Origin of the sequence: Chryseobacterium koreense CCUG 49689 (genome assembly GCF_001045435.1) — a bacterium.
GTDB lineage: Bacteria > Bacteroidota > Bacteroidia > Flavobacteriales > Weeksellaceae > Kaistella > Kaistella koreensis.
The window spans coordinates 1-23,696 of record NZ_LFNG01000024.1 but is presented as its reverse complement, the minus strand read 5'-3'; the positions used below and the strand labels follow the sequence as shown (position 1 = coordinate 23,696).

Annotated in this window: 33 protein-coding genes; 7 read left to right on the top strand and 26 right to left on the bottom strand. The window is 39.8% G+C overall.

Going from position 1 to position 23,696, the window contains the following annotated elements:
* Positions 1-240 precede the first annotated feature (240 nt).
* From ACM44_RS13435 to ACM44_RS13335, 20 genes are all read right to left on the bottom strand, one after another.
* Positions 241-681 carry a M15 family metallopeptidase gene (locus tag ACM44_RS13435; RefSeq protein ID WP_048500570.1) on the bottom strand — a complete coding sequence of 147 codons (441 nt, stop codon included), beginning with the start codon at positions 679-681 and terminating at the stop codon, positions 241-243.
* Entirely contained in the window at positions 678-1,289 is a 612-nt protein-coding gene (locus ACM44_RS13430) for a hypothetical protein (RefSeq protein WP_048500569.1), read from the bottom strand. Before ACM44_RS13430 ends, ACM44_RS13435 begins: the two co-directional genes overlap by 4 nt.
* Positions 1,290-1,308: 19 nt before the next feature.
* The gene (locus tag ACM44_RS13425; RefSeq protein ID WP_048500568.1) at positions 1,309-2,832 is read right to left on the bottom strand and encodes a hypothetical protein; all 1,524 of its coding nucleotides are present in this window, start codon (positions 2,830-2,832) and stop codon (positions 1,309-1,311) included.
* A 2-nt stretch (positions 2,833-2,834) separates the two neighbouring features.
* Positions 2,835-3,659, bottom strand: coding sequence for a hypothetical protein (locus ACM44_RS13420; protein ID WP_048500567.1), 825 nt, complete (start codon positions 3,657-3,659; stop codon positions 2,835-2,837).
* Positions 3,659-4,174: a hypothetical protein gene (locus ACM44_RS13415; RefSeq protein WP_152669377.1), complete on the bottom strand. Its 516-nt coding sequence runs from the start codon at positions 4,172-4,174 to the stop codon at positions 3,659-3,661. Before ACM44_RS13415 ends, ACM44_RS13420 begins: the two co-directional genes overlap by 1 nt.
* Before the next feature lies 1 nt (position 4,175).
* On the bottom strand, positions 4,176-5,093 hold the full coding sequence (locus ACM44_RS13410) for a hypothetical protein (protein ID WP_048500565.1): 918 nt from the start codon (positions 5,091-5,093) through the stop codon (positions 4,176-4,178).
* A 1-nt stretch (position 5,094) separates the two neighbouring features.
* A complete protein-coding gene (locus ACM44_RS13405) occupies positions 5,095-5,376 on the bottom strand; it encodes a hypothetical protein (protein ID WP_152669376.1) in 282 nt (93 codons plus the stop codon).
* Positions 5,357-5,695 carry a hypothetical protein gene (locus tag ACM44_RS13400; RefSeq protein WP_048500563.1) on the bottom strand — a complete coding sequence of 113 codons (339 nt, stop codon included), beginning with the start codon at positions 5,693-5,695 and terminating at the stop codon, positions 5,357-5,359. Before ACM44_RS13400 ends, ACM44_RS13405 begins: the two co-directional genes overlap by 20 nt.
* Positions 5,692-5,907 (bottom strand): hypothetical protein, encoded by a 216-nt coding sequence (locus tag ACM44_RS13395; protein WP_048500562.1) that lies wholly within the window; start codon positions 5,905-5,907, stop codon positions 5,692-5,694. Before ACM44_RS13395 ends, ACM44_RS13400 begins: the two co-directional genes overlap by 4 nt.
* Entirely contained in the window at positions 5,904-6,413 is a 510-nt protein-coding gene (locus ACM44_RS13390; protein WP_048500561.1) for a hypothetical protein, read from the bottom strand. Before ACM44_RS13390 ends, ACM44_RS13395 begins: the two co-directional genes overlap by 4 nt.
* Complete coding sequence (locus ACM44_RS13385) at positions 6,410-7,471, bottom strand: hypothetical protein (protein WP_048500560.1); 1,062 nt, start codon at positions 7,469-7,471, stop codon at positions 6,410-6,412. Before ACM44_RS13385 ends, ACM44_RS13390 begins: the two co-directional genes overlap by 4 nt.
* Position 7,472: 1 nt before the next feature.
* Positions 7,473-8,141 carry a DUF6046 domain-containing protein gene (locus tag ACM44_RS13380; protein WP_048500559.1) on the bottom strand — a complete coding sequence of 223 codons (669 nt, stop codon included), beginning with the start codon at positions 8,139-8,141 and terminating at the stop codon, positions 7,473-7,475.
* Positions 8,141-10,030 carry a tape measure protein gene (locus ACM44_RS13375; protein ID WP_048500558.1) on the bottom strand — a complete coding sequence of 630 codons (1,890 nt, stop codon included), beginning with the start codon at positions 10,028-10,030 and terminating at the stop codon, positions 8,141-8,143. Before ACM44_RS13375 ends, ACM44_RS13380 begins: the two co-directional genes overlap by 1 nt.
* A 413-nt stretch (positions 10,031-10,443) precedes the next feature.
* Complete coding sequence (locus ACM44_RS13365; RefSeq protein WP_048500556.1) at positions 10,444-10,734, bottom strand: hypothetical protein; 291 nt, start codon at positions 10,732-10,734, stop codon at positions 10,444-10,446.
* A 64-nt stretch (positions 10,735-10,798) separates the two neighbouring features.
* A complete protein-coding gene (locus ACM44_RS13360; RefSeq protein WP_048500555.1) occupies positions 10,799-11,218 on the bottom strand; it encodes a hypothetical protein in 420 nt (139 codons plus the stop codon).
* Between the two features lie 2 nt (positions 11,219-11,220).
* Entirely contained in the window at positions 11,221-12,426 is a 1,206-nt protein-coding gene (locus tag ACM44_RS13355) for a DUF2586 family protein (RefSeq protein WP_048500554.1), read from the bottom strand.
* A complete protein-coding gene (locus ACM44_RS13350) occupies positions 12,426-12,740 on the bottom strand; it encodes a hypothetical protein (RefSeq protein ID WP_048500553.1) in 315 nt (104 codons plus the stop codon). The genes ACM44_RS13355 and ACM44_RS13350 overlap by 1 nt, the downstream gene beginning before the upstream one ends.
* Entirely contained in the window at positions 12,733-13,077 is a 345-nt protein-coding gene (locus tag ACM44_RS13345) for a hypothetical protein (protein WP_048500552.1), read from the bottom strand. The genes ACM44_RS13350 and ACM44_RS13345 overlap by 8 nt, the downstream gene beginning before the upstream one ends.
* A gap of 9 nt (positions 13,078-13,086) precedes the next feature.
* Entirely contained in the window at positions 13,087-13,998 is a 912-nt protein-coding gene (locus tag ACM44_RS13340) for a phage major capsid protein (RefSeq protein WP_048500551.1), read from the bottom strand.
* Between the two features lie 96 nt (positions 13,999-14,094).
* Positions 14,095-15,054 carry a caudovirus prohead protease gene (locus ACM44_RS13335; protein ID WP_152669375.1) on the bottom strand — a complete coding sequence of 320 codons (960 nt, stop codon included), beginning with the start codon at positions 15,052-15,054 and terminating at the stop codon, positions 14,095-14,097.
* A 171-nt stretch (positions 15,055-15,225) separates the two neighbouring features.
* Between ACM44_RS13335 and ACM44_RS13330 the strand changes: the two genes are divergently transcribed.
* From ACM44_RS13330 to ACM44_RS14890, 5 genes are all read left to right on the top strand, one after another.
* Positions 15,226-15,759: a hypothetical protein gene (locus tag ACM44_RS13330; protein WP_048500549.1), complete on the top strand. Its 534-nt coding sequence runs from the start codon at positions 15,226-15,228 to the stop codon at positions 15,757-15,759.
* Positions 15,759-17,294 carry a hypothetical protein gene (locus ACM44_RS13325; protein WP_048500548.1) on the top strand — a complete coding sequence of 512 codons (1,536 nt, stop codon included), beginning with the start codon at positions 15,759-15,761 and terminating at the stop codon, positions 17,292-17,294. The genes ACM44_RS13330 and ACM44_RS13325 overlap by 1 nt, the downstream gene beginning before the upstream one ends.
* Positions 17,295-17,309: 15 nt before the next feature.
* On the top strand, positions 17,310-17,753 hold the full coding sequence (locus ACM44_RS13320; protein WP_048500547.1) for a phage protein Gp36 family protein: 444 nt from the start codon (positions 17,310-17,312) through the stop codon (positions 17,751-17,753).
* 139 nt (positions 17,754-17,892) lie between these two features.
* A complete protein-coding gene (locus tag ACM44_RS13315; protein ID WP_083993740.1) occupies positions 17,893-19,137 on the top strand; it encodes a phage portal protein family protein in 1,245 nt (414 codons plus the stop codon).
* A gap of 302 nt (positions 19,138-19,439) precedes the next feature.
* Entirely contained in the window at positions 19,440-20,678 is a 1,239-nt protein-coding gene (locus ACM44_RS14890) for a phage head morphogenesis protein (RefSeq protein WP_053215477.1), read from the top strand.
* A 3-nt stretch (positions 20,679-20,681) separates the two neighbouring features.
* Here the strand turns inward: ACM44_RS14890 and ACM44_RS13305 are convergent, their stop codons facing one another.
* Positions 20,682-20,912 carry a DUF7675 family protein gene (locus ACM44_RS13305; RefSeq protein WP_053215476.1) on the bottom strand — a complete coding sequence of 77 codons (231 nt, stop codon included), beginning with the start codon at positions 20,910-20,912 and terminating at the stop codon, positions 20,682-20,684.
* A 20-nt stretch (positions 20,913-20,932) separates the two neighbouring features.
* On the opposite strand from ACM44_RS13305, the gene ACM44_RS13300 reads away from it, so the two are divergent.
* Positions 20,933-21,433 carry a phage virion morphogenesis protein gene (locus ACM44_RS13300; protein ID WP_048500546.1) on the top strand — a complete coding sequence of 167 codons (501 nt, stop codon included), beginning with the start codon at positions 20,933-20,935 and terminating at the stop codon, positions 21,431-21,433.
* 1 nt (position 21,434) lies between these two features.
* On the top strand, positions 21,435-21,887 hold the full coding sequence (locus ACM44_RS13295; RefSeq protein WP_048500545.1) for a hypothetical protein: 453 nt from the start codon (positions 21,435-21,437) through the stop codon (positions 21,885-21,887).
* Here ACM44_RS13295 and ACM44_RS13290 read toward each other — a convergent pair.
* The 5 genes from ACM44_RS13290 to ACM44_RS13270 form a co-directional block, all read right to left on the bottom strand.
* The gene (locus tag ACM44_RS13290) at positions 21,875-22,087 is read right to left on the bottom strand and encodes a hypothetical protein (RefSeq protein ID WP_048500544.1); all 213 of its coding nucleotides are present in this window, start codon (positions 22,085-22,087) and stop codon (positions 21,875-21,877) included. The two genes, ACM44_RS13295 and ACM44_RS13290, sit on opposite strands and share 13 nt — an antisense overlap.
* An 83-nt stretch (positions 22,088-22,170) precedes the next feature.
* The gene (locus ACM44_RS13285; protein WP_048500543.1) at positions 22,171-22,701 is read right to left on the bottom strand and encodes a hypothetical protein; all 531 of its coding nucleotides are present in this window, start codon (positions 22,699-22,701) and stop codon (positions 22,171-22,173) included.
* A 39-nt stretch (positions 22,702-22,740) separates the two neighbouring features.
* Complete coding sequence (locus ACM44_RS13280; RefSeq protein ID WP_048500542.1) at positions 22,741-22,989, bottom strand: hypothetical protein; 249 nt, start codon at positions 22,987-22,989, stop codon at positions 22,741-22,743.
* Positions 22,990-23,035: 46 nt separating this feature from the next.
* Complete coding sequence (locus tag ACM44_RS13275) at positions 23,036-23,251, bottom strand: hypothetical protein (protein WP_048500541.1); 216 nt, start codon at positions 23,249-23,251, stop codon at positions 23,036-23,038.
* Position 23,252: 1 nt separating this feature from the next.
* Positions 23,253-23,669: a hypothetical protein gene (locus tag ACM44_RS13270; protein WP_048500540.1), complete on the bottom strand. Its 417-nt coding sequence runs from the start codon at positions 23,667-23,669 to the stop codon at positions 23,253-23,255.
* Positions 23,670-23,696: the final 27 nt, after the last annotated feature.

Sequence of the window (23,696 nt, the reverse complement as noted above, 5' to 3'; positions counted from 1 at the left end):
AGGTAAGTGATATTTCCCTTCTTGTTTTCCTGCACCTTACCTTTTGTAAGGATTTTTTCTAATGTTTTGTGATACTTATTCATGATTTTTAATATTAGTTCTATATTTGCAAAACCACACCAAACGAAAAAAGCCAACAGCTTCCAGAAGACTTTTAAGTCCTCCAGTAGCCGTTGGCTCTCGTTTTAATTGGTGTGGTAACTTTTTAAAAACTGGAGGATGTTTTATCCTCCACTGGTTTTATCCCAGTTGAAAATGCGGCGGATCATAAGGTGATTTCCAGTCACCGCCCCAAACAATTTTTACACCCAGTTCTTTCGCTGTGGTTTTGATATGTGCAGCAATATCCTTCAACCTTGCAATGGTATCTTTATGATTTACCTGTACTTTGCCCAGAAAGAACGGATACAGGTCCACAGCCTGTCCTAATCCATCTTTGCGCCCATCGGCTTCATCCTGATGATTGGATATGTTTTTAACGCCGTCTGCGTTCGTCACTTTCACGCCTGGTGTGGTTCTTCCCTGAGAAAACAGTTCCTGCTGCCGTTTTGTGCTCCGTAATCCTTCCGTAATGGTAAAATCTACCGGACTATTCACAATTGCGGCTTTCATGACCTTCACAAGATCCGGATGAACTCCCTGAAGGTTTGCCAGGCTGCGCTGGCCTAATTGATATGTCATAGTTTTAATCGGTTTTTAATTAAAAATTTACCGGCTTCCCAGAAAACAATCGTCAACACGATGCACCACATGAATGCCGTTAACTGGCTTCTTTCGATGTCTGTCTTAATGTTTGTTGATGCCGATTTCTCAGACTCCTGATATTTCCGGATTTGGTTTTGTGCCGCCTTCAGTTTGGTTTCAATATCAGATTTTTCTGTGTATAAATTAGAGAATGCCGTTTTAAGGTTTTTGTTCTCGGCCGTCAATTCTGCTGCCGTGTTGAAATTGACTTCCGTATTATCATTTACTGGCACTTCTGTCTTGTTACCCTGCGCATCTGTGAATTTTAGAAACCGGATATCACCGCCATCAGCGCACTTGCCGTTGTTTTTAAGCGTCAGATTCTGCGCAATGGATCCAAATAACTTACTGGAATTATAATCCGTTTTTTGAGTGGTTGAATCCATAATTGAAACCACCGATTTGGTTTCGTTGGAAACCTCGGAAGAAATGGAATTTATTTCCTTTTTCTCGATTTCTGTTTTCGTTTTTTCTTTGGTTTTGTGTTTTTGCGTAGTGCAGGCTGCAAGTGACAGCATTAATAAAATGGTTATCAGTTTTTTCATGTGAAAATTATTTAAATATCTACTCCAATCTCTCGGGCACCGGTGGCGCATAAGCGTAAAGAGCGTTTATGAAAATCTCCACGTCGCCGCCTAATTCATCAACATATTCGGCGTCAATTCGCAACATTCCGGGCTCATAAGGGGATAACGAATATTGCAATTTTGCCTCCGACCGAATCTCCTCACTTACACCTATATGACCCATATTTGTGAACACGCTCACCGAGATGGGTATGTTACCTATCGGCATATCCGCCGACGTGCCAAGAACATTAATCTTCTTCGAAAAAATTGGTAGTTCATGAACACCAAATCTATCACGATATTCATATACACCGCCAGTCGCCGTTTCGCCTTCACGCAAATTGGTGACCAATTCGGTCAGTGGCTTCTTACCTATAAGATTACCAGAACCTATCGTTACCACGCTGTCCTGGTTGGCTGTTTCCGGTGTGTAATGCAGCTTCATCTTCACGGGCTGCATCAAGGTGGTCGCACCTGCTGAAATTTGGGTGGCACCTACTGAAATGGTATTGCTGGTTAAATTAAAACGAAGAATATCACATCCGCGATCCTCGGTAGCCGGGATACCGCGACGCTCAGCTGCATCGTAGGCACCGTAACGGATGGTATAGATGTTTGAATCGTTGAATTTGTGCGTGATCCGTTGGTTTAATGCTCCGAACAATTTCAATGATTCGTGATCAAGCAGCGTGCTGGATGTGGCGGATATTGATTTGAAGCCATCTGCCTTTACCTCTCCGCCAACTGATAGTTTATCGTCACCTGGTTCGTGGTCAAGTCCGTAGTTTCCGGTGGATACGGATCGATTGAGACCATCAGTTGTATCAGTTCCTGTGAAGCGGCCTGCAAAGTTGATATAATCGCCGCTTTTAACAGCTATACTATATTCCGAAGATAAATCCATTAATCCGGATTCATCACCATAAAAGCCCGCACTTAAATTAATCGGAGTGTCTCTAATTTTAAAAGTGCCACAAAACCAGTTGTCTTCATTAAGGAATTGTTTATAACCTATGATTTCCTCATCACCAGTAATATGCACCAAATCACTTTCATCGCCTGAACTAATATCCACGAAGACTGATCCGCTCCACCTGAAACTCTTATTCGTATTCAAATCAACGTAAATTTTACCCTTTTCTCCATCGATGAGGCTATTATCTTCATCAAAAAATTGACCGCTGTTCAGATAACCCTCCAACACATCATCCACATAAGAAGGCAATTGGCTTTCCGGTATTTTTCCGCTATCGTTTAACGTTGCCACGCCATTGTGTGCACCTTTCTGAACCATCGGAATCAGGACACCGGCATGCGCATTTGGATCGTTCAAATGGCTATTAAAAGTCGAATTGGTCACATAGGAGTTGAATGCCTGGTTAAGCCCGCCAATCTGTGACATCGGGATGCTCTCAGATTTGTGCCAAAAGCTCTGCCAGGTAGCCTGAAACTGCTGTTCGGTCGGGTAGTCTCCCGTTTCAAACCAGCTATAAATTATGTTTAAAGGTGTTACTGCCATGATTATTGAAAGTTAGGTTCTATGAAGTTCACGATTCGAGACGGTTGAATATTATTGTGCGCTTGACCTCCACCGACCGCCGACGTATTTTGGGCTGAAATATCGAATGTATTTCCGCCGCCCGAAAATCCACCACCACTTCCAGACCACGGTGAAGTGCGCGTGTACGCATGGCTATGATTCGGAATCTCGCTGATTTGAAGCGTATGGGTTTTAGTACCAATTGTATTTCCTAAATTCGCAAAATCACCGTCGTTGGGATCACGCCCCACGATGGTTTTTCCGCGGAAATCAATACACTCTTTCCAACCGGCCGGAATTTCGCTTGCCGGTCTTCGGAATGGGAAAACGATCCCGCCGTTGATAATCGGAGCGGTTTTTAATTTTAAGATGTCAATTTCAGTGATAAGCGCATTCAGTTGCTGCTGGGTGACGCTGTTGTTTACTTTTGATTGGATATCCTTTAAGGTATCCAGTTTTACAAAATCGTCCCAATTGTAGGTGGTTATAGCATTGCCAAATTTGACCGTTCGTTTTTCGATCAATATTTTATCCGTCTGGTCCTGGAATGTCTTTAGAATTTCTTCTTTATGAATATATACGGTGTCACTAACCAAACCACCCTCGAAGTAATAGAGTTTGCCTTCGATAGCCACTATTCCGGGTTCCACCGTGGAACCAACCAAATTGCATCCGGAAAGGATGGTGAGGCTGCCCGCCAAGTCACCCAGAACCTCGAATATTTGGTACGCCTCCTCGATGAGCGACATCAGGTCGTTTGTAAGCGGCACGCCGCCTGTTTGCAGGAATTTAAAATTATATTTCATTACTTGATAATTATTAGATAGGATTTCGATGGTAGCACATAAAAGTCGATTTCCGCCTTCATTTGCATTTGGTTGATTCCTGCATCAGGTATCTCTACAATGAAATCATAGTCACTTGACAACTCGCTTTCATTTCTAAGATAAATAGGTTTTTCATTTCCAAAAAGCCATTTCATCTTATTGCTCAGATCTGTTGAATAATAACCTGGTTTGGTGGGATCAGTCTCAGCTTCTGTGTAGATAAATACCCCTTCGTACTGTACTGCATTTACTATTTTTATCCGTCGCTCGATTTGGTCGAACACATCATTCAGCCGCTTCTGCATCGAAAACTTTTGAAAATTATGGTTCATCTTGATAAGGTTCTGTTTTCTATTTTTCAGGAATGTGATATAAAGAACATCAAGAGGATCAATGAAGCTGTTAATAAAGCTCATGAAGATTGTTCCGCGCAAAAATGGCGGTGTAGCTAATAAGGCATATTTTTTTAAATTCAAATCAAAAATCTTCATCACACTACTCAGCTTCGTAAATAATATATTCGATTCCACTCCAATCCTCTTCGTTCGTCACATCATCAATAAGCGTGAAGCGGCCTGATTTAGGTATTCTTGAAATTTCAATCGGTTGTAAAAAACCGTAACCCATACCGGGCTCTATCCATTTTGATTCTACCTTAAGGTTCTGTAGATCTTTCACGCCTTCAGTCTCAAGTATTGCTTTTTCCAACTGCTGAACAGAAAGTTCCCCGTCGAATGGCAAAGACTTCAGAAAGGCTTTTACAGAATCTTTCACGGGGAACCCACCTGTCAAAATACTTTGTCCTGTGGGTAAAAGCACCAAAGGATTATAAACAATTTTAAATCTCAGCTTCAAAATATCTGGACGATAGTTCACTATGACAATATGATCGCCTACAGCCTGAATTTCTTCCATATACTCACCAAATGCTATCATTTGATCGTCAGTGAATATGTCATCGCCATTTTCCGGCGCAATCTTCATGCTGATTTTAGAACTTGTTTTGCTCTTTGTAATTGCTGCATATTTCACAATTTTAGATGCCTCTATCTGATCCGGCGTCGCTAAAATTGGTACACCATCCTGGTTGAAATAAGGCGAGAAATGTCCGCTTTGCGGAAGCAGGTCAAAACCGTATTGAAACCTCAAAGCTTGATTTCTATACCATCGCCTTCCGGGAACTTTCTGCTCTGAAATCAGTGCGCTTATTTCATTTTTATGGACATCAAAAATATTTTCGAGCGTCCAGGCGATAATGGCTAACACAGAAAAGAACACGTTTTCAAAAGACAATAAGGAAAACTGCGCATCAAAAGTGGCAGATGGATCCAGACCATACATATTTTGCACCGCCAAATTACTAACAAATGCCGTAGTCATGCTGGTTTTTACTTCTGTAATTGTTCTTGCCATTTTAGTTTACTTTAAATGTTTTCCCTATTTCCATATATCCAATCCCTCCACGTTCTATCGGAATATTAGTCTGCATTCCCATTATTGCGGTAGCCGGTCGGTTACTCATCATGCTTGTAGCTTGCATTTTTACCGTTATTTCCGTTCCGATGGCCACATCTTCACTTAGTGATTTGTCGTTTAAAAGAGACGCTTCTATGACCTCTGAAAAATCTCCCGTCAGCTGCAGTACCATGTCCAAAAATGTCTGACCCTGCTGTACTTTATTCATATTCGGCTTCAATACTGTAGTTTTTAAGATTATACAAATTCAAATGTTTTATGAAAATACCATCTTTTGCCGCCTGCTCTTTAACTGCATGCCTGTAGCGCAGAAGATCTTCATCCAGAAGAGCATTTCGCAACCCTACACCTAAATCCGGACTTAACTTGAAATCACCAGGTTCTGCCATCAGTAGACATGCTAGATTTTGATAAAGAGTTGGTCCTAAAACTAATCCGCTTATTATTTTTCCATTTTGATCGTGCATTACTTGCACATCTAAATCATATAATTCAGCGCTTACCGGCTTCAATTGTATTCCAAAATCTTTACGTTTCATTCCAATTGCCCGTTAAATGTTCCGGTTACAGCGCCGTTTGGCGCTATTAAGCCGCTCGTATATTTTATGGTCGCCTTTTTCAGCCAAACTTCCATCGCATCGATCAGGCGGTTTGCAAACTCTTCGGTGGAAGTTTCTTCACGCGTCAGCATGTCTTCCAGTATTTGTTTTACAGCGGTTTTTGCTGCAGCTTTTTCACTTGCTAAACTCATTTTAAAATGGTTTTAAAATCGTTTTCAAACTGAATAATCTTTGCAATAGTATCGGGCAATGGTGTTCCCGATGGTCCAACAGGCGTGAAGACTTTCAGCGTTTTCAGAATCTCAGTCAACTGACTGAACAGTTGTTTCAAACTAGTTTGTTCATTCTGAACTTTTATTTTTTTGGTCTCGCTGTCGATTTCTACTTCCAGACCATTTTCATTAAAAATTATTTTTTCGGCAACATCACATTTTATTACGGTTAAGTTATCTACAGTTCCGTCGCTGCTCAAAACTAAAACTGATGAACCAACTTTAGGAATGATCAGTAAATTATCTTCTCCGTCCTGTGTTGCTTTCAGTCTCACTCCAGGAACTTCCAAACCGTTTGGAAGTTTCACAGTGCAGGTGTCTTCATCAATTTCCAAAACTTCTGCTGTGATCGGGAAATTTGGATTTGCTCCAACGATTTCCCGAAAATTGGCTTTCAGTTGTTTCAGTTTATCGCCTTTTGTCATACACTCAATTTTATTCCTGCAGTAATGGTTCTTTTTCCGCCCGCTTCGCTGAAATTCGTGGTGACACTTTCCGCGTAATACAGACCATTTTTATACGGATAATCATCATCATCAATCGCTATCGTGTAACCTGGTTCCACGTAGGGAATCAATAAAGTGTCAAACGTTCCATCATAACCTGGCTGCATTCTGTTTTTATATTCATTGTGGGCAATGACCTTAATTGATTTATCGCCCAATCTACCTACTTTCTTTATGATTTTATCACCGCCTGTCGTTCCGGTTGTGTAGCTGTTGATTTTACCGTCAACACCAACACTTTCAATCGTTATTTCTACTTTTCTGTCTTCAGCGGAATCATATTTCAATGAACTTGTTTCAACGTTTTTTTGCATACTGTAATCCGTCTCACCGGTTTTCCTGGTATAGGCAGGATAAATGCAAAGGGTTTTAGTTTTCATATCAAAGAAAATATCAGCGCCTGTTTCCTCCTGGATTTTCGCAAGAACGTCGTAACCTGTTGCCTGGTGAATGGTAAATCTTTCGTAGGGCAAATCATATTTGCAGTCGAGTTTGAAAGATTTATCAATCTGATTAATGACATATTGCGCCACTTCTTTTACAGATGTCAATTTTCCAACTGCAGGCGGTTCTTCGGTTTGATTTTCACCGTCGCCATTATTTCCTGTTTTCGGCTTTTTCTTTTTCATTTTTTTCACTCCAAAGAAATAATCTGGAACACCTTTCCGAAAAAGAAACAAAGCATCTTCACACACAATTTTCAAAGAACTGTCATTTGTTGTGATTTCTTTGATATAACCGATAAATTCAGTAATCAAATTGGCATCATAACCCAATTGTATTTCCACTTCATCACCGCGGCCAATCGCATCCTGCACACGAAGCACTTTGTTCATATCGGCTTCAGGTAGTATGATGGTTGCAGTATCTGCGAGATTTTTGTTTGACCGTTCAATATTGCATTCCGCCAAAATTCCCAGATCCCAAATCCCTTCTTTATTTTTAAAACTTATTGCCCAACTCAGCTGAACAGTCATTTTATTGTTTTCTTTTGTAGATTAATTCATACGGAAAATCACTTACCGCCTTTATTTCGTATGCTTGCACATTTTCACCTTTACTGAATGGAAATGTGAAGGATTCAATCACTATTTTATTGATGTTCAAAATCTGCAACGGTTCACATAGCACGTGCAATGCAGATGGTGTCAACATAAAATCCCGCAATCTCTCCATATCTTCGCGCGGATAGGTTTGTGCTGCTTTGCCCATCATTTTATCACCATAGAATACACCTGTAATCGTAATGTTATAATCATCAGTGGACCATCTTTCCTTAATGCTTCCTATTTGATTTTTACCGGCTTTTGCAATTTTTCTTTTTGTAATGCTGTTACTTCCGTCAATAGTGATCATTGGTTCCCACGGAAGTAACCACCAATCTTTTCCGTCTGCAGAAAATGAAAAAGGGAAAAACTGTTCATCTTCACTTTTTGGCTTATCGTTCATCCACAGATCATCTTCATTCTGTAAAGCATAATCTGGATATCTGATGTAATCATCTTCCGTAGAAATTGGTAGAAACCTTACAGGCGGAAGGACGTGTTTTGCCAGTTCATTTTCGACAGCTGCAAGGCGCGGGACTCTTTCCAGCAATTTGCTTCCCATCAATGAACCCAGTAAAACATTTTCATTTGTTAATCCCATTATCCTGCTGCTGTTGTGGCTGATGCCGTTAAACGTAATATTTCATCAATGATTTCTGCACCTGCTTTTTCAGATGCTGCATCTTTGGAACCTGCGTAATTTTGGATTCCGATCAGTTCCTTTATGTTCAAAGTGATATAATTGTGCTTTGTTCCGCCTGTAGCGATGGATTCTGCCGTGCTTTTGCCTTTCTTACCCAGTTTATCCTTACCGTCTTTTCCGTCGGTTTTTGCGCCTGGAATACCTTTTGGCGGTGCGATGGTGCTAAGAAGATCATCTTTGATATTTGAAACAGATTTTCCTTGCCAGGATAATTGTTCAAATGCGTTTTTGCTACCGCTTTTTAATGCAGCTGACTTTGTATCGAAATCCTGTTTGGCTTTGGTAATTTCTTCTTTACGCCTTTCTGTGTCGTTGGCAATTTGTTCTAAAATGCTGTTGTTTTCTGCTTCATCTCCAATTCCTACAACATTCTTAAACTGATACCAACCGCTCTTAATTTTATCCAGGCCAATCAGAATTCCGTTCACCAAACCATCCCAAACTAACTTTGCTCCTGAAGTAAAGACTTCCCAGTTCAGTTTTGCATTATTCACAACGGTTTTCCAAGCATTACCCCAACCGCTTATGTTTACGATCAGATAAGAAATCAATGCGATTAATACCGCAATTCCCGCAATAATCCATGTGACAGGATTTGCCCAGATTGCAGAATTCAAAGCCCACTGAGCGACAGAAACTGCTATTAAAGCTCCTGCTAAAGTTCCAAGAATCAATACTGCAGGTTGTAAATATGGACCCATCTTTTCGGAAATCCAGGAAATAAACTGCATAAACTTTGTGGCGATCGGCAAAAAGACTTCACCAATTTTTACCATCATTTGTTCAAGTTGCCCTTTCAAACCTTCTAATTGTCCGTAAGGTGTATTAGCAACATCATTTAGCATATTGTGGAATTTTCCGCCCGGACCTGTTGCCAACTGCATTGCTTTTCGAACATCATTCACGGTAAGTTTTCCTTTTTCCATGTCTTCCTGAAGTTTCGACATGGAAACCCCTGTTTTTTCAGAAAGAACCTGTAAAGGATTGAATCCTGCATTAATCAACTGTAACAGTTCCTGACCGGCTAATTTTCCCTTTCCTTTTACCTGGGCAAATGCGAGTGACAAACTTCCAAGTTTCTGAGCATCGCCCATTGAAATATCACCTAATTCCTTCATCACCGGAAGCACATCGCCTTCGTGAATTCCGTTGGCCAACATTTGCGAAGCCATGTCGTAAACTTCATTTCCGAACACGGTATCTGTTGCAAATTTTGTAAGACCATCGTATAAAGCGCCACCAATTTCTTTAGAACCTGTAAGCGTTTGAAGCTTCATTTTCTCTTTTCCGGCTTCCATTGCCTTTTGAGTTGCAGCCCAAAATCCGCCAACGGCAGCACCGGCTAAAGCAATCGGGTTTTTCATCAAATTAGCACCCGGCATAGATTCCATAAAATCATTTCGCCAACCTGCGAATTTTGAACCTAATCCGCTTCCAGAAATTCCCTGGTTTAACCGTTTGATTTTCTGTTCGAGCTTTTCCGCTTCTTTGGTCGCTTTTTCAAACTCACTTTTCAGAACGGTTCCAAATCTCACCTTATTAACTTCTTCCAGTTTAGCCCGTAATTCATTCACGGAAAACTTTAAGAAATTAGAATCTTTGCTTGCTGATTTTGCACCTGTAGAAATTTTGGCAAGTGCTGCCTGTGCTTTGTCGGAAACTTTTGCAAAACCTTCAGTCGCTTTGTCGGTTTTTTCCTTAATACCGGAAACAGCATCAGAAACGCGCTGTGCGATTGCTGATACCTTATCTCTTAAAGAAACAACATATTCAAATGCGTTTGTCATAATTTTTGTATCTTTATGGTATGATTGGAATTATTGCAATATTATTACTCGGTTTGGTTCTCGGTATCTTTGGCCACGTGATCAATGCTTATCAGTATTGGTTGAGAACTAATTTTGCGGTTTTTATGGCAATTTTGATAATTTCTGTTTTCATTATTGCCGTAGCACTGGATTCGTTTTTGAAATTAATGCTGTTTGCCAGTTTCAATTTTTTTGTGACTTCACACGTTAAATACCTAATCCAGAAATCGTCATAGGTTTTCCGCCTTCTTTTTTGCGCACCCAGTTTAGTTCCTCAACTCTCATAGCCCATTCTTCATCGGTAAGCAGGTCAGGATCAATTTTGAAATAATAGCGCAACTGTGCATCTAATATTCGAATGGATTGTTGATCTTCAATTACTTCTGCCTGCCTTAAAGCTTTTCCAGTTCTGCTTCTTTTACTTCGATGATTTCAGCAAGTTTTGAAGATGCAGAAAGAAACAGGGTGTCATCCGTTTTTATTTCTTCATCACCTGCAAGCCAAGCAGATTTCAATAGTATTTCGTTGAATTTTAAAGGGTCTTTTGATGCTACAGATGACGCATAACTTAACGCCTTTCTATCCGGTGTTTTCAGATAGCAAACTTTGTCTTCAACGGTGATTTTAAATACTGAACCGTGCTGTTTTTTCCACGTTTCAATTTGTTCTTTTGCTACTTTCATTGTTGGTGTTGTTTTAAAAAAAGGCGAACTGAATCGCCTTTTTATCATTGTTTATTAATTAATTTTATACTTGGTTCACGATGCGCAAAGCGATGAATGGCAAAGTGACTTCTGCGAATTTGTCGCCCTGGTTGAATTCCTTTGCTCCTTCTGTAAATCTCAAACTTTCAATTCTGTCAGTGATCATATTATCACCTTTGAAAGGATCGCCGTAACTTACCAAAGCATCAACAGACAAACTTTTTATCGTGCCTTTTCCTGCTTTGATCAGGGCTTCATATTCAGATTGAAGCATCTTGATTTCGCCTTCGTAACTTTCGTTTCCGGACTGGATGGCAACGGGCTGTCTTCCTTTTGCCCAAACCGGTTCACGTTCTACTTTTTCGCTGTATTTGATTCCGCGGAAACGCGTTAAATCTCTACCTGCTAAAACCAAAGTGAGGTCTCCCCATTCGTATTCTCTACCGTTAATGTTTACTGCCATTTCTATTGATTTGTAAGTTCAAAACCTAATAATACACTGATCCATCTGTTAGTTCCGAATGGTCGGATACTTACCACAACTTCCATTTTTGAAGTTGTTACAATGTTTTGATTTAGATCAACAAAACACTTCACGCCGGAATCTTTTGGATCTTCAACATTTCGGCTCAAATCACCATCCATATAATTTGCAATTCGACGAACCACAGCACTTTCTATAGTCTTTGCATAAACCGCTTGAATAGTTCCGTCGTTGTTTGCCGGTACTTCATCCAAAAGAAAATCAAGCAATGCAGTATAAGAGTGGCGGAACGCTTCATTAATAGTTCTGCGTCTGGTGAGATAATGGTAATCATCATCCACAGCACAAGCCAAAGGATCATCCATCACGAAATAACCTGCACGGCTTTGGTGAGTAGTGAAAGTGATATAACCTTTATCGTACAACGCTTCTGTATCAAAATTCTCTACAGGTGTATCGTTCACAAAAAGTTTTTGAACGTTCAAAGAACCGTTCCTTACTTTTCCGGGATTCACGCGAACCGGATAAGCAGCCAATCTTCCTGCAAGAACTCCAACCGCAGCACCTTTGGATGCTGTTGCACCAGTTCTGGTTTCTGAATCACCAATTAAGATTCCTACAGAATTGTAGTTATTGGTTTTTAAGTCGGGCAGATTTACTTTATTTCCGTCAAAAGCATAGCCTTCCAGGATTGTGAAAAATGGTGCATACTTCACAGCAGCATAATTTTCAAACAGTGTTTGCGCTTTTCCGGCAGCGATAAGAACGTCATCATCAATTCCCGCGGTTACAACTGGTGCAACAGACGAATCATTGACTGTAAATAAACCTCTGATTTTGCCTTGTGCAGCATTTAAAAGATTTTCGACAGGAGCAATTCCATTTGTTGGCGTAAACCATTCTGAAACCTTTTTGGTTTTTGCAACCCCATAAATCCAAACTTCAGTTCCTTGACCGGCTTCATCAAAAAACTCGGTCAAAGTTTTGAATAATCTGTGATTATCGATGCTGTCAGTCAATTTCAGTTCTGCAACATCTTTCATTGATTTCAGTTGGTAAGCGGTATCTAATTGAAATCCGCCAACCACAGCAACCGCAGATGCAACAAAACCGAAACACCCGGTGTCCAAAGGTGTTACCGCTCCGATTACACCGTTATTAAATGCTATTTTGATAGATGGCTTCATTATTCTTCTAATTTTTCGAGTTCTTCGATTCTTTTCTCCAATGCCTGAACTACACTTTTTCTTGGTTTCTCAAGCGATGTTTCGGAATCCAGATAATCATTTGCAGTTTCCAAGTCCATTTCTGGCGCTTTTGCAATGATGTCTGCAGCAGTTTCTTTTGCTGATTCTTCGGCTGGTCTCACTACGTGAGTAACCGTTTTGTCTTCCAAAGTTTTGCTGTGGTTCTTTGCCATCGATTCTGTGTAAAACTTAGTTCCGTCAGATGTGGCAAAGTATTCCTGCAGAGTTGGTTTTTCTTTGAAAATATTATCCATGATTTTCGGTTTTTTTACCGTTTAATTGTTTGTACTTTTTTAGCTCCTCAATAAGAGCGCGGTTCTCATCGGCCAAAAGATTAAATTTAATTTCAAGCGAATGAAGATCTTGAATGGCCTGTCTGTACAGTTTATTCATAGTGTTAGCCTCTTCTGTAGCGGTCTTCCACCGATTGGCTATATCCTCCATTTGTTCCCGGTAGAACTTCACGGCCTTTTCGACATTGTCCAGCTCATTGCTTTGAACGTCTGCGAGGTTTTTCCGTCTTGCCGCAAACCAGGAAACAACTGAAGTGATGATGCCTACTAAAGCCGTTAGTACTACCTCTATATTCACAACAATGAATTAGATGATCGCGCCGATCATTTCATTTTTCGCAGGCATTGCGATGAAATAATGACGATAGTTAATCAGATTGGTTTGGTTTTTTGGATCGGTGTCAGCTCTTTGGAAATACTGTTTAGTCATTCCTGTTTTTTTCGCCACATTATCCTTATGGAATGCTACAGAAGCAACTTTGTCAGTTTCTCCAGGAATCGCTCCAAATGCAAGTTTAGCACCTGCTGCAGTGTACTTTGGATTTGCCACGTAAGAATAGATCTCAAAACCTGCCAACATTGGCGCTACTTTACCGGTGTTCAGATTAGAAACCAAATCGCCAAATCTATTGCGGTCCAGTAAAAGAATATTCTGATGTGCAGTTGCAAGAACTAAACGCCTTCCTTCTTCTGGAACTTCGTTTTGGTCAAACTTATCTTTCAGCGCTACAATCGCTTCAAAAAGTTTTTCGGCTTTCGCAGATCCGGTATTTGCATCGGTGTAATCAACTGTGATCACAGGCGTTTTTACGGTGTCTCCTGCAGGTGCTTGTGCGTGGATCGCTTTTCTGTACTTCATGCTGTTGATTTGTACTACGTGTCCACGTGTTGCAGAATCAATTCTTTGGTAGGATGCACCAATGACCTGATCATCAGAAAGCGATGTCGCTTTAGTCTGGTATTTGTCCAATTTGATGATTACTTCGGTGTCGGTGAACTCCTGAACCGCAATCGGATAAGTAGTATTGTTCAACAATACTTCCGGCTGAAAGGTTTCAACAGGCAAATGAATAAGATTCGTTTCACTTGTTGCACCGCTTCCAACTTCGATAACTTCTGTATCAAGTTCTGGAATTCCGTCCAACCATGGTGCTACATTTTGTGTAGTTAACAGTTGAATCACTCGTGAACTCCAAACTTCTGGAAAATTTGCTGGCATTTTATTTTTAGTTTAAATGGTTATTAGTTTTTGTTTTTCTTAAAAACCCGCCGCCTACACGAGACGGCAGGAAAAATCTACTATTATGAAAGAAAATTACTTTTGGTTGAATAGCGCTTTGTAACCTTCCGGATTGTTGTCTCTGAACTGCAACTGTGCAGAAAGGTCAAGTTTCTGGAAGTCATCCAATGTTTTCACATCTGCAGGTGCAGAAGGATTGTTAACCTGTGCTCCTAAATTCAATTTTGCAGGCGCATCGGTTACCGTTGATTTGTAAAGCGATGGGAATTCTGCGTGAAGCTTCAAATAGTCTTCTCTTTTGGTCGCATCAATTTTGCCGGCTTTGATATCTGCATCAACTGTATCAGCAGAAAGTTTTGCTTTTTTGTCTTTTTCCAAATCTTCAAATCCTTGGATTTTTGTTTTTGCTGCTTCCAGTTCGGCAGATAATTTTGTGATTCCGCTGTTTACGGCTTCCACATCATGCTCTAAAGTTGTTTGTGGCAATCCTAAAGCGATGACCGCCGCTAATGATAAATTGATTTTTTTCATGTCGTTATGAAGGTTAAAGTTTGATATTTCGGATGCCATCAACAGGATTTCAGAAACTTCTTTTTCTTGCAGTTCCTTCATCACATCATCTGTGGCGGCGTATAATTTCAATGCGTTTGCATTGTTTGGAATCGGTGTAATAGACGCTTCTAATACTTCTGATTTTACAAGATCGTAAACATCATCCGGTGCAATAATAAAATTGCTCATTGAGTATGGATTAAGTCCTAAACTCGCACCTCTCAGAAATCCTTCAGCAACTTTTCTGGCGATTTCTGCAGCATTGGGATCCTTATCATCAAAAACAGCAACAGCAGTTAACAGATGATCTTCAAACTGAATGTTTTCCCATCGTCCAATTACTGCAGCGTTACCGTCTTTATGATGGTCCAGAATCACAGGATTTGCCATAAAGCGTGTAAGGTTCAGCCCAGAGTTTTTCACCCTGAATCCATATTGGTTTACTTGGTTTTCGTCATTAAGAATAAATTTATGTCTTGACATCAGTTTTTGTCGGTTTAAAGCGCAAACTTCCAAAACCGATTTTTTTGGCACAAATAGTTGTACAGCTCCTGTACAAATGTGTACAAGTCCTGAACAACATTGTTTAACTCCTGAACAGTTTTTTTTAATCCGTTCGCTGAAATGGCAATTTTGTCGCGAAACTAATAACCGATGGGACTGAAAAAAACCGAACAAAGGGAATACGCGAAGTTCCTTTTTACTGAAAAAAACCTTACACAAAAGGAGATTGCGGAAAAAGTAGGCATTACCGAAAAAACGCTGAAAACGTGGATTGATTCAAACGACGGTGAGTGGAGAAAACTGAAAAAATCTCTAATGACTACCAAGTCGCAGCAGATCACTATGCTCTATGATCAATTGGCGCGATTAAATGAGGAAATTGAAAACAGGCCAATCGTAAGAAAATCAATGACCATGCCGGTAAAACTGGATAAAGATGGCAACCCGACGACCAAAGCTCCTGAATATGATCCTATAGTTTTTTCAAATGTTCCAACTTCGAAAGAAGCAGACATCATTACCAAAATCACCAATTCTATTCAGAAGCTCGAAGGTGAAACTTCCATCGGTGAAACCGTGCAGATTGCAATGACTTTCTGTGAATACGTCCGTGAATTCGATTTTGAAGGATCGCAGAAGATCAGCGAATACTTTGATATGTTCATCCGTCAACTGTTGAAATAATGGCAAAGCAGACGGACAGAAAACACATTTTGCAATGGCAGCAATTCCGGGACAATATGTCCAGGTCAACACCAGTGGACATCAGTGAAACTGAAATCGCCAAAAAGAAAAGGATTGCATCCCTGGAAGCAAACCCTGAAAAATGGTTTGAATATTACTTTCCAAATTTCTACACCCACAAACCTGCGCCGTTCCACATTGCAGCAACCAAAAGAGTAATTCAGAATTCTGAATGGTTCGAAGTACGTTCGTGGTCCAGGGAAATGGCAAAATCTGCCAGAACGATGATGGAAGTTCTGTATTTATCATTCACCAGAAAAAAGAAAGTATGGTTAATGATCAGTAATTCTCAGGACAATGCAGAACGTTTATTAGCACCGTACAAGAATATTCTTGAAAGCAATAACCGAATTATCAACGATTATGGAATACAGCAGAATCCAGGCAAATGGGAAGCAGGCGAATTTACCTCAAAATATGGATTTAGTTTCCGTGCATTGGGTGAAGGAATGTCGCCGAGGGGAACCAGAAACGATGCAGACAGACCAGACGGAATTTTAGTGGATGACTTTGATACTGACGAAAAATGCCGAAACAAAGACCGTGTAAAGAACGCCACAGATTGGCTTCAGGAAGCCGTATTTCCAACGCGTTCAGTTTCCAATGATTTACTGATCATCGTGAACGGAAACATTATCGCAAAATACTGCACGATTACCATTCTTGGAGAATTAGCCGATAAGTGGGATATCATCAATTTGACCGACAAAGCAGGGAATTCTAACTGGCCGGAAAAGAATACCAAGGAAGCCATCTATAGAATGTTCCACAACAGCAAAGGCAAAAGAAAGGTTTCCAAAAAAGCACAGCAAAAGGAATATTACAATAATCCTGTTGCTGAAGGCGATACCTTCACCGCATTTAATTACGGCAAAGTTCCGCGCCTGAAATCGTGTGAAAAAGTGGTAACCTATATTGATCCTTCACCATCGAACAATAAAGAAAAAGAAAGCAGTTCCAAAGCTGTGGTTATTGTCGGACTGAAAGAAGGTATTTACTACGGTTACAAAGTTTGGTTAGCAAAAGCCACCAACGCCGAAATGGTTAACTGGATTGGGCAAGCTTATACTTACCTGGACAGAAATGGTATTGATACCAAAAAGATGTTTATAGAAAATAACAGTCTTCAGGATCCGCATTTTCAACAGGTAATCAAACCGCTTTTGGAAAAATACCGAAAGGAACACGGCATTAAACTTCCGGTGCGCGAAGACAAACGGAAAAAAGCTGACAAATTTGAGCGGCTTGAAAATATGGCCGATGACAATAATGATGGTAATATCATCTTCAATGAAAAGGAAAAAGAAAATCCATACATGGTAGAAATGGAAGATCAGTGGTTAGGTGTTTCACGAAACTCCAAAGAAATGGACGGTCCAGACGCTTTTGAAGGTGCAAAAACAATGATCGATACAAGAGTAGTAAAAGATGATCTGGGTTATGTTTCGGGAAGAATTGAAAGCCGAAGATATTAAGCAAATTACAAAACTATGTTTTTAGAAATACACGATTTAGGAACCACGATCTACAATTATCAGATTGACCAGATCACAGAAAATAATGAAGACATTACGATTCAGGGAATCGCAGCTGCAGAAGAGGAATTGCGCAGTTATCTTGCAGCACCGGAATGGAGCGATGGCCGCCCAAAATACGACGTCGATGCCATTTTAACCGCAAAAGATAATGACCGTAATCAGTTGCTGGTCAGAATCTGTTCAACGCTTGCAAAATTTTACATCATTGAATTGTGTAATGCCGATATTATTTATGAAATAGCTAAAGAACGCTACGACCGCGCTTTGGACTGGCTAAAGAAATTTGCCAAAGGTGAACTAAAATTAACCCTTGCAATGACGCCAGAAATTGATCCATACGATGACGGAACACAACCTTTCATCTACGGAAGTCGTGAAAAATTCAACCATGAATAACTTATTATGAAAAAGCTTTTGAAAACAATTGTTTTTATCGTGGGCGTTGATGTGCTTGGTTTTCCAGCTTATCACTGCCATCATTTAAAATATGCTGCGAACTCGAAATTCTTTAATGCATTCTCAAAAAACTAAAACCATGTCTAAAAACCTGAGCACCAGAAACCCAAATAACCACCATCAATTAGCTACCAAAACTGGCAATAAGATTTCCAATACCAAACTATATCCGCAGTTGGTTGAAAAAACGGTTACCCAAACCAGACAGGATATCGCCAAAATGAAACAGGCCCAAAACAATTTCAAGAATGCGGATAATCCTGTAGTTTGGCAGTTGTACAATCTTTATGATTACATCCTGGATGATGCACATTTGACTTCACAGATCGAAAACCGAATCAATGACAGTTTGGGTGCAACCTGGAATCTGAAAAAGAAAGGTGGCGACATTGACCAGGAACTGACCGATCTGCATCAGAATTCCGAACTATTTAATGACATCATCAAAGAAATCATCAATACAAGATTTTACGGACATTCGGTGATCGAATTCGACTGGAAGCAGGACGGACAAAATGAAGTTCAGCTGAAAGCAGATCTGTTACCACGGCAAAACATTATTTCAAAAAAAGGAACTTTTCTTTTCGATTACAGTGAAGAAAAAGGAATCCAATACCGCGATCTTCCGCAGTATGGAACCTGGATCCTGGAATTCGGAAAACCCGGTGAAATGGGACTTCTAAACAAAGCAATTCCACACGCATTGTTCAAAAGATTCGCACAAAGTTGTTGGTCTGAATTATGCGAAATTTACGGAATTCCGCCACGAGTTTACAAAACCGATGCTCAGGATCCTGCAGCGGTTGCACGCGGTAAAAGAATGATGCAGGACATGGGTTCTGCGGCTTGGTTCATCATCGATACCACCGAAGAGTTTGAGTGGGCAAAAGGTGTGAGCACAAACGGCGATGTTTATTCAAACCTCATTCATTTGTGCGACGGCCAGAACTCGCTTTTAATGAGTGGTGCAATCATCGGACAGGATACCAAAAACGGCAACTATTCTAAGGAAGAAGCAGGACAAAAAATGCTGCAGAAATTAGTTCTTGCAGATATGGCTTTGGTTGAAATGTATATGAATTCCAAAGTGCTTCCTGCATTGGCAAGAATCGGGGTTATTCCTGCCGATTATGTTTTCGCCTGGGAAGTATCGGAAGATCTGCAAGAATTATGGACCAGAGTTGTACAGGCGTTGCCCTATTATGAAATTGATCCTAATTGGTTAAAAGACAAATTTGGAATCGAAATCACGGGCAAACGCGAAAACGGAAATCCTTTGACTTCAGGCAGTAACTTGAGTATTGCTGAAAATTTTTTCGTTTAAGGACTGACCAAAAAACGCCGGTCAGTCCACAAGTTTATTTTGGCGGGCTTCATTCCAGGTTAAATTCACTTTACAACTGTGGCTGTGATCAGTGCAAAGCTGAACGGATTAATCTTGCTAAGTCTTCAGATTCAATTCCGTTTACAGAAGTTTTAAAAGCAGCTGAAAAAGCATTTAAAGAACTTCATGAAAAAGGAAGTTATAAGGTTGAAGATCTGAAATCGCCCACTTATCAAAAGCTGATCAACGAAACGCAGAAAGTTTTTGATTTTGCGATTAAAGACAATGATATTCCTGCGGAAATGCTTTACAAGCTCCAGAACGATTCATTTATATTTTCGGGTTTAAAAACTCACGCCCAACTGATGGAAGCCGCTTCTTTGTTGCGGGATGAAAACGGAAAAATCAGAAGTTTTGACAGTTTTGCACACGAGTTCAATAAGATCAACGAGAACTATAACCAGAATTATCTGGAGGCAGAATATCAGTTTGCAGTCAGCAGTTCACAGCAAGCCGCAAACTGGGCTAATTTGGATGATTCCGACAGATACTATCTCCAATACCGAACTGCATTTGATGACCGTGTAAGGGAATCACACGCTGCAATGCATAACACCACTTTGCCAAAAGATGATCCGTTTTGGTCTTCGTATTATCCGCCAAATGGATGGCGTTGTAGATGTACTGTTGTAGAAGTCCGCAGAACCAGATACGAAATGTCGGATTCTGAAAAAGCAATGAAATCTGGTGAACTTGCAACCACGCAGATCAATAAGGAAGGTAAAAACAAACTGGAAATCTTCAGATTCAATCCAGGAGCCGAAAACAAAGTTTTCCCGCCTGAACATCCGTATAATAAAGTGAAAGGTGCAGTGGAGGTGAAAAAAGAACTTGAAAATAAAGATTCTAAGTTTAGTGATGTAGTGCAATCTTTGAAAGATAAAAACATCAGTTATTTAGAAGTTAAACAACTGAGCAAGAAACTTACCGATAATGAAATTATTGAAAAAATAGGCGGTGGCGATTTGACTTCCGGATCGTGTTCATCATTGTCATTTGCCTATGCAGGAAATAAACACGGACTTGATGTGAATGATTTTAGAGGTGGTGATAGTCGTTCTTTTTTTGGAAGTGGGCGAAATGTAGAAACTATTTCTAACAAAGTTGGCGGAATAACCGAACGTGATGAAAACGATATTACGGCTGTAAGAAAACTGATTAAAAATATTGAAAAGAACAAAGAGTACATTCTTGTGACCGGGCAACATTCAGCTGTAATCAGAATGTCAAAAGATGATAAATTGGAATTTTTAGAATTACAAAGTCCAACTTCAAACGGGTTCAAACCTTTAAATTCTGATATTTTGAAAAGAAGATTTGGCTGTAAAAAATCGCATACAACTTATGGAATGAAGTATAAAGCACCAAGTACTCTAATTGATATTGATAACTTAAATGTTGATGGTTATTCGGAAATGCTTGGATATATAAATACGGCAACTGACGAACAAAAGAAAGGCAGTAAAGGTAGAACCAGATGATGATTATTTTCGATCAGAGAAATATTCAACCCAATAAGGATTCTCTTTATCAAAGATTTCTTTTTCATCCTGTGTCAATTTCCACGGATAGTCTGCAAAGAGATTGTAAACTTTTTCCAAATCAAAAGAAAACAGATGTTCACCAATATTATTATCAATCGGTGTCAACCAATAAACTTTATCCGTTTCATTATTCTTGTACGGATCTAAATATTCTATTCCGTTGATTTTCATTAAACAAATATACAAATAAAATGGATTTATCACAATGGGTTCAAAATATTCTGAAAGATGTCAAAGTTGATCTGACTGATGAATTTGACAGAAACTTTGAAAGAAAGGGATTTTTTGACCAGAAATGGAAGCAAACCAAAATCCCGAACCGCATCGGCTCTCTGATGATGCGAAGCGGTAATTTGCGGAACTCCATTAATTCAAGAATTGAAGGTGACCGGATTATTTTCACAAGTTCGCTTCCTTATGCATCCATCCATAATGAAGGCGGCGAAATTACGGTGACTGCCAAAATGAAAAAGTTTTTCTGGGCAAAACATATTGAAGCAAAAAACGCAGGCGACATTTTCAATGCTGATTCCTGGAAGGGAATGGCGCTGATGAAATTGGGTGCAAAAATACAGATCGAACAAAGACAGTTCATCGGGGACCACCCGGAAGTGAACAGGATCATTGAAGACGTTTTGCGCGATGCAGGAAAGGAACTGCAGGAAATTATCAGAAACAATGTAAAACAATAATATGGAGACTATTTTAACCAATATTCAGCAGGAGCTGACCAAAGTACCGGCATTGAAATATATTGACGAAAATTGGGGGCAGCTGACATTCTACGGCTCAAACATTCCCGTACAGTGGCCGTGCTGCTTAATCGGTATGCAAAGTGCCCAGTTTTCCGATATCGGAATGGACAGATCGGCAAAACCTGTGAACCGACAGGAAGGCAATTTAACTTTTGAAATCACCATCGCAAAACAGAAACTGACCAACACTAGTTTGAAAGCTCCAAACCTGCAGAAGATTCAGGCGTTTGAAATCTGGGAAATTGTGGAAAAGGTACACGAAACTTTGCAAGGATTCAAACCATTGCCAAACTGTGGCAAAATGGTCAGAACCGGTTTTAATTCTGTTCGCCGCGATGATGGGGTGCAGGAAATAAGGGTGATTTATACTGCAGGAATTCACGACTGCTGATAGTCGCCTAATTCAGAAAGCAGTTTATCTATTGGCGTTGAAAGCACGGTGTTCAGCGTTCCTCTACTGATCGGAAAGCGCGGCCGAATGTATTTTCTAAGGATCACAGAATCCGGGATATCTTCTGTTTTGTATTGCAGATAGATATCCCGGATAATTTTATACCGAAGCAAAGTGTTTAGCTGTAGAGGTTTCTGCATTAGTTTAGCAAAATTATGGAAATAAATTCCATATTACCAAAACTTTATAAAAAAAACCGCTCAAATAAAGCGGTTTAGGTTATTTAGTATGCATTTCTGATTTCCCAGTCATCCAGATTCTTCACGAAACGTAAATTAATATGATTGATCCTGTCGTTAATATATCTTTTATTCGAATCAGTTTCCAATAATTTTTCCCTACTTACACCTGGAGCAAAATGCTTTTCCCACCATGGAAACAAATCCAAATATTTGCCACTAACATATTTTAATGAATACGTTTCATTTCCCTGAATTCCTAAATCCTTATCAGCTCCTCGGAAAAATCTCATAAACTTGACTTCATCACACAATTTGCAATAAGTCAGTTTCATGTCTTTTTCAATTTCTTCATTTGGGATTGCCGTATCGTAATATTTGAAAACAATATATTTTTCATAGTTTACATATTGTTCCGCAAATTTTCTCGGACTGCTGAATCCATTCATAATGTCATCGGCAACTTCCTTTGCCTGTTCCGCAGATGAGAGGTTGTTTAGTTTTATTGCATATTCCGAGATCTGTCCAAATCCGAACCCGGAGATAAACAGAAAAATGAGTAATAGTTTTTTCATTGTTGTAATTTTGATCAAAGTTATAAAAAAAACCGCACACTAAATCAGCGGCGGTTTTCCGGGTTTTTTTTCAAATTCTTTTTTAGCAATTAGATGCCATTCGTTCGCTTCATTCGGCGTTTGATCACTAATGCATATCGCACATTCTGTACTGTAGTGGTGCTTAATGAAAGTGCTTCCGTGGATATGCTCTTCGTTGTAAAAGGTTGCTGTCACTATCCGGTAACCTTTCCTTTCCAAAGCTTCCAAGACCTCTTCTTTGCTATATTCAAAGCCGTTTATTTGCATTTTGAATATTTTATCATTACAATTATTTTTTTTTCATTAATAGTGTTCATATTGCTTTATATTCTTGCTGTGAAATCCAAGTTAATGCACCTCTTTGTGGAAAAGCCTCATCCAATCTATCGATAGCCTCCATTTCCGTAATTGCACGTAAATATCCTTTGTTTCCCAAATTATCTTTCCAAAACCAAAATCTAGCATTTTTATTCGGTATTCGGAAACGACTTTGAGTTTCCATAGACTCTGTAATTATTAGTTCTTTCATTTTACTTCCAGTATTTTTTGTTTAAATAAGATGCCGGGTAAGGGAACGCGGTTCCGTCCGACTTTAGTTTCACGAGTTCCGGGATAAACAGGATGGCTTCCATCTTATCTACGTTCCCCAATTTGTTCCAGGCTTTTTCGGTAACTTCTTTCGGTCCCACTTTGCGCGGGTACTGTTTATAAAAGTTGGCAAAGCTCACGTCGCTCAGTTCTGCGAAGATCCACCCGGATTTAAGGTCGTGCGCACGCATTTTTGCGTGCATATCTTCCACAGATGCGGTGATGTTTGACGCTACTTTCTTAATTTTATCAGCTTCCCATTCGCCTTCAAATTCCACGATTTGTAAAACGCCGTTTAAACCAAATTTAAACGTGATTTTAAGACCGGTTTTTGCATGTTTCGCAATGAATGTTCTCATATCAATTTTTGGTGTAATTCATTTTTA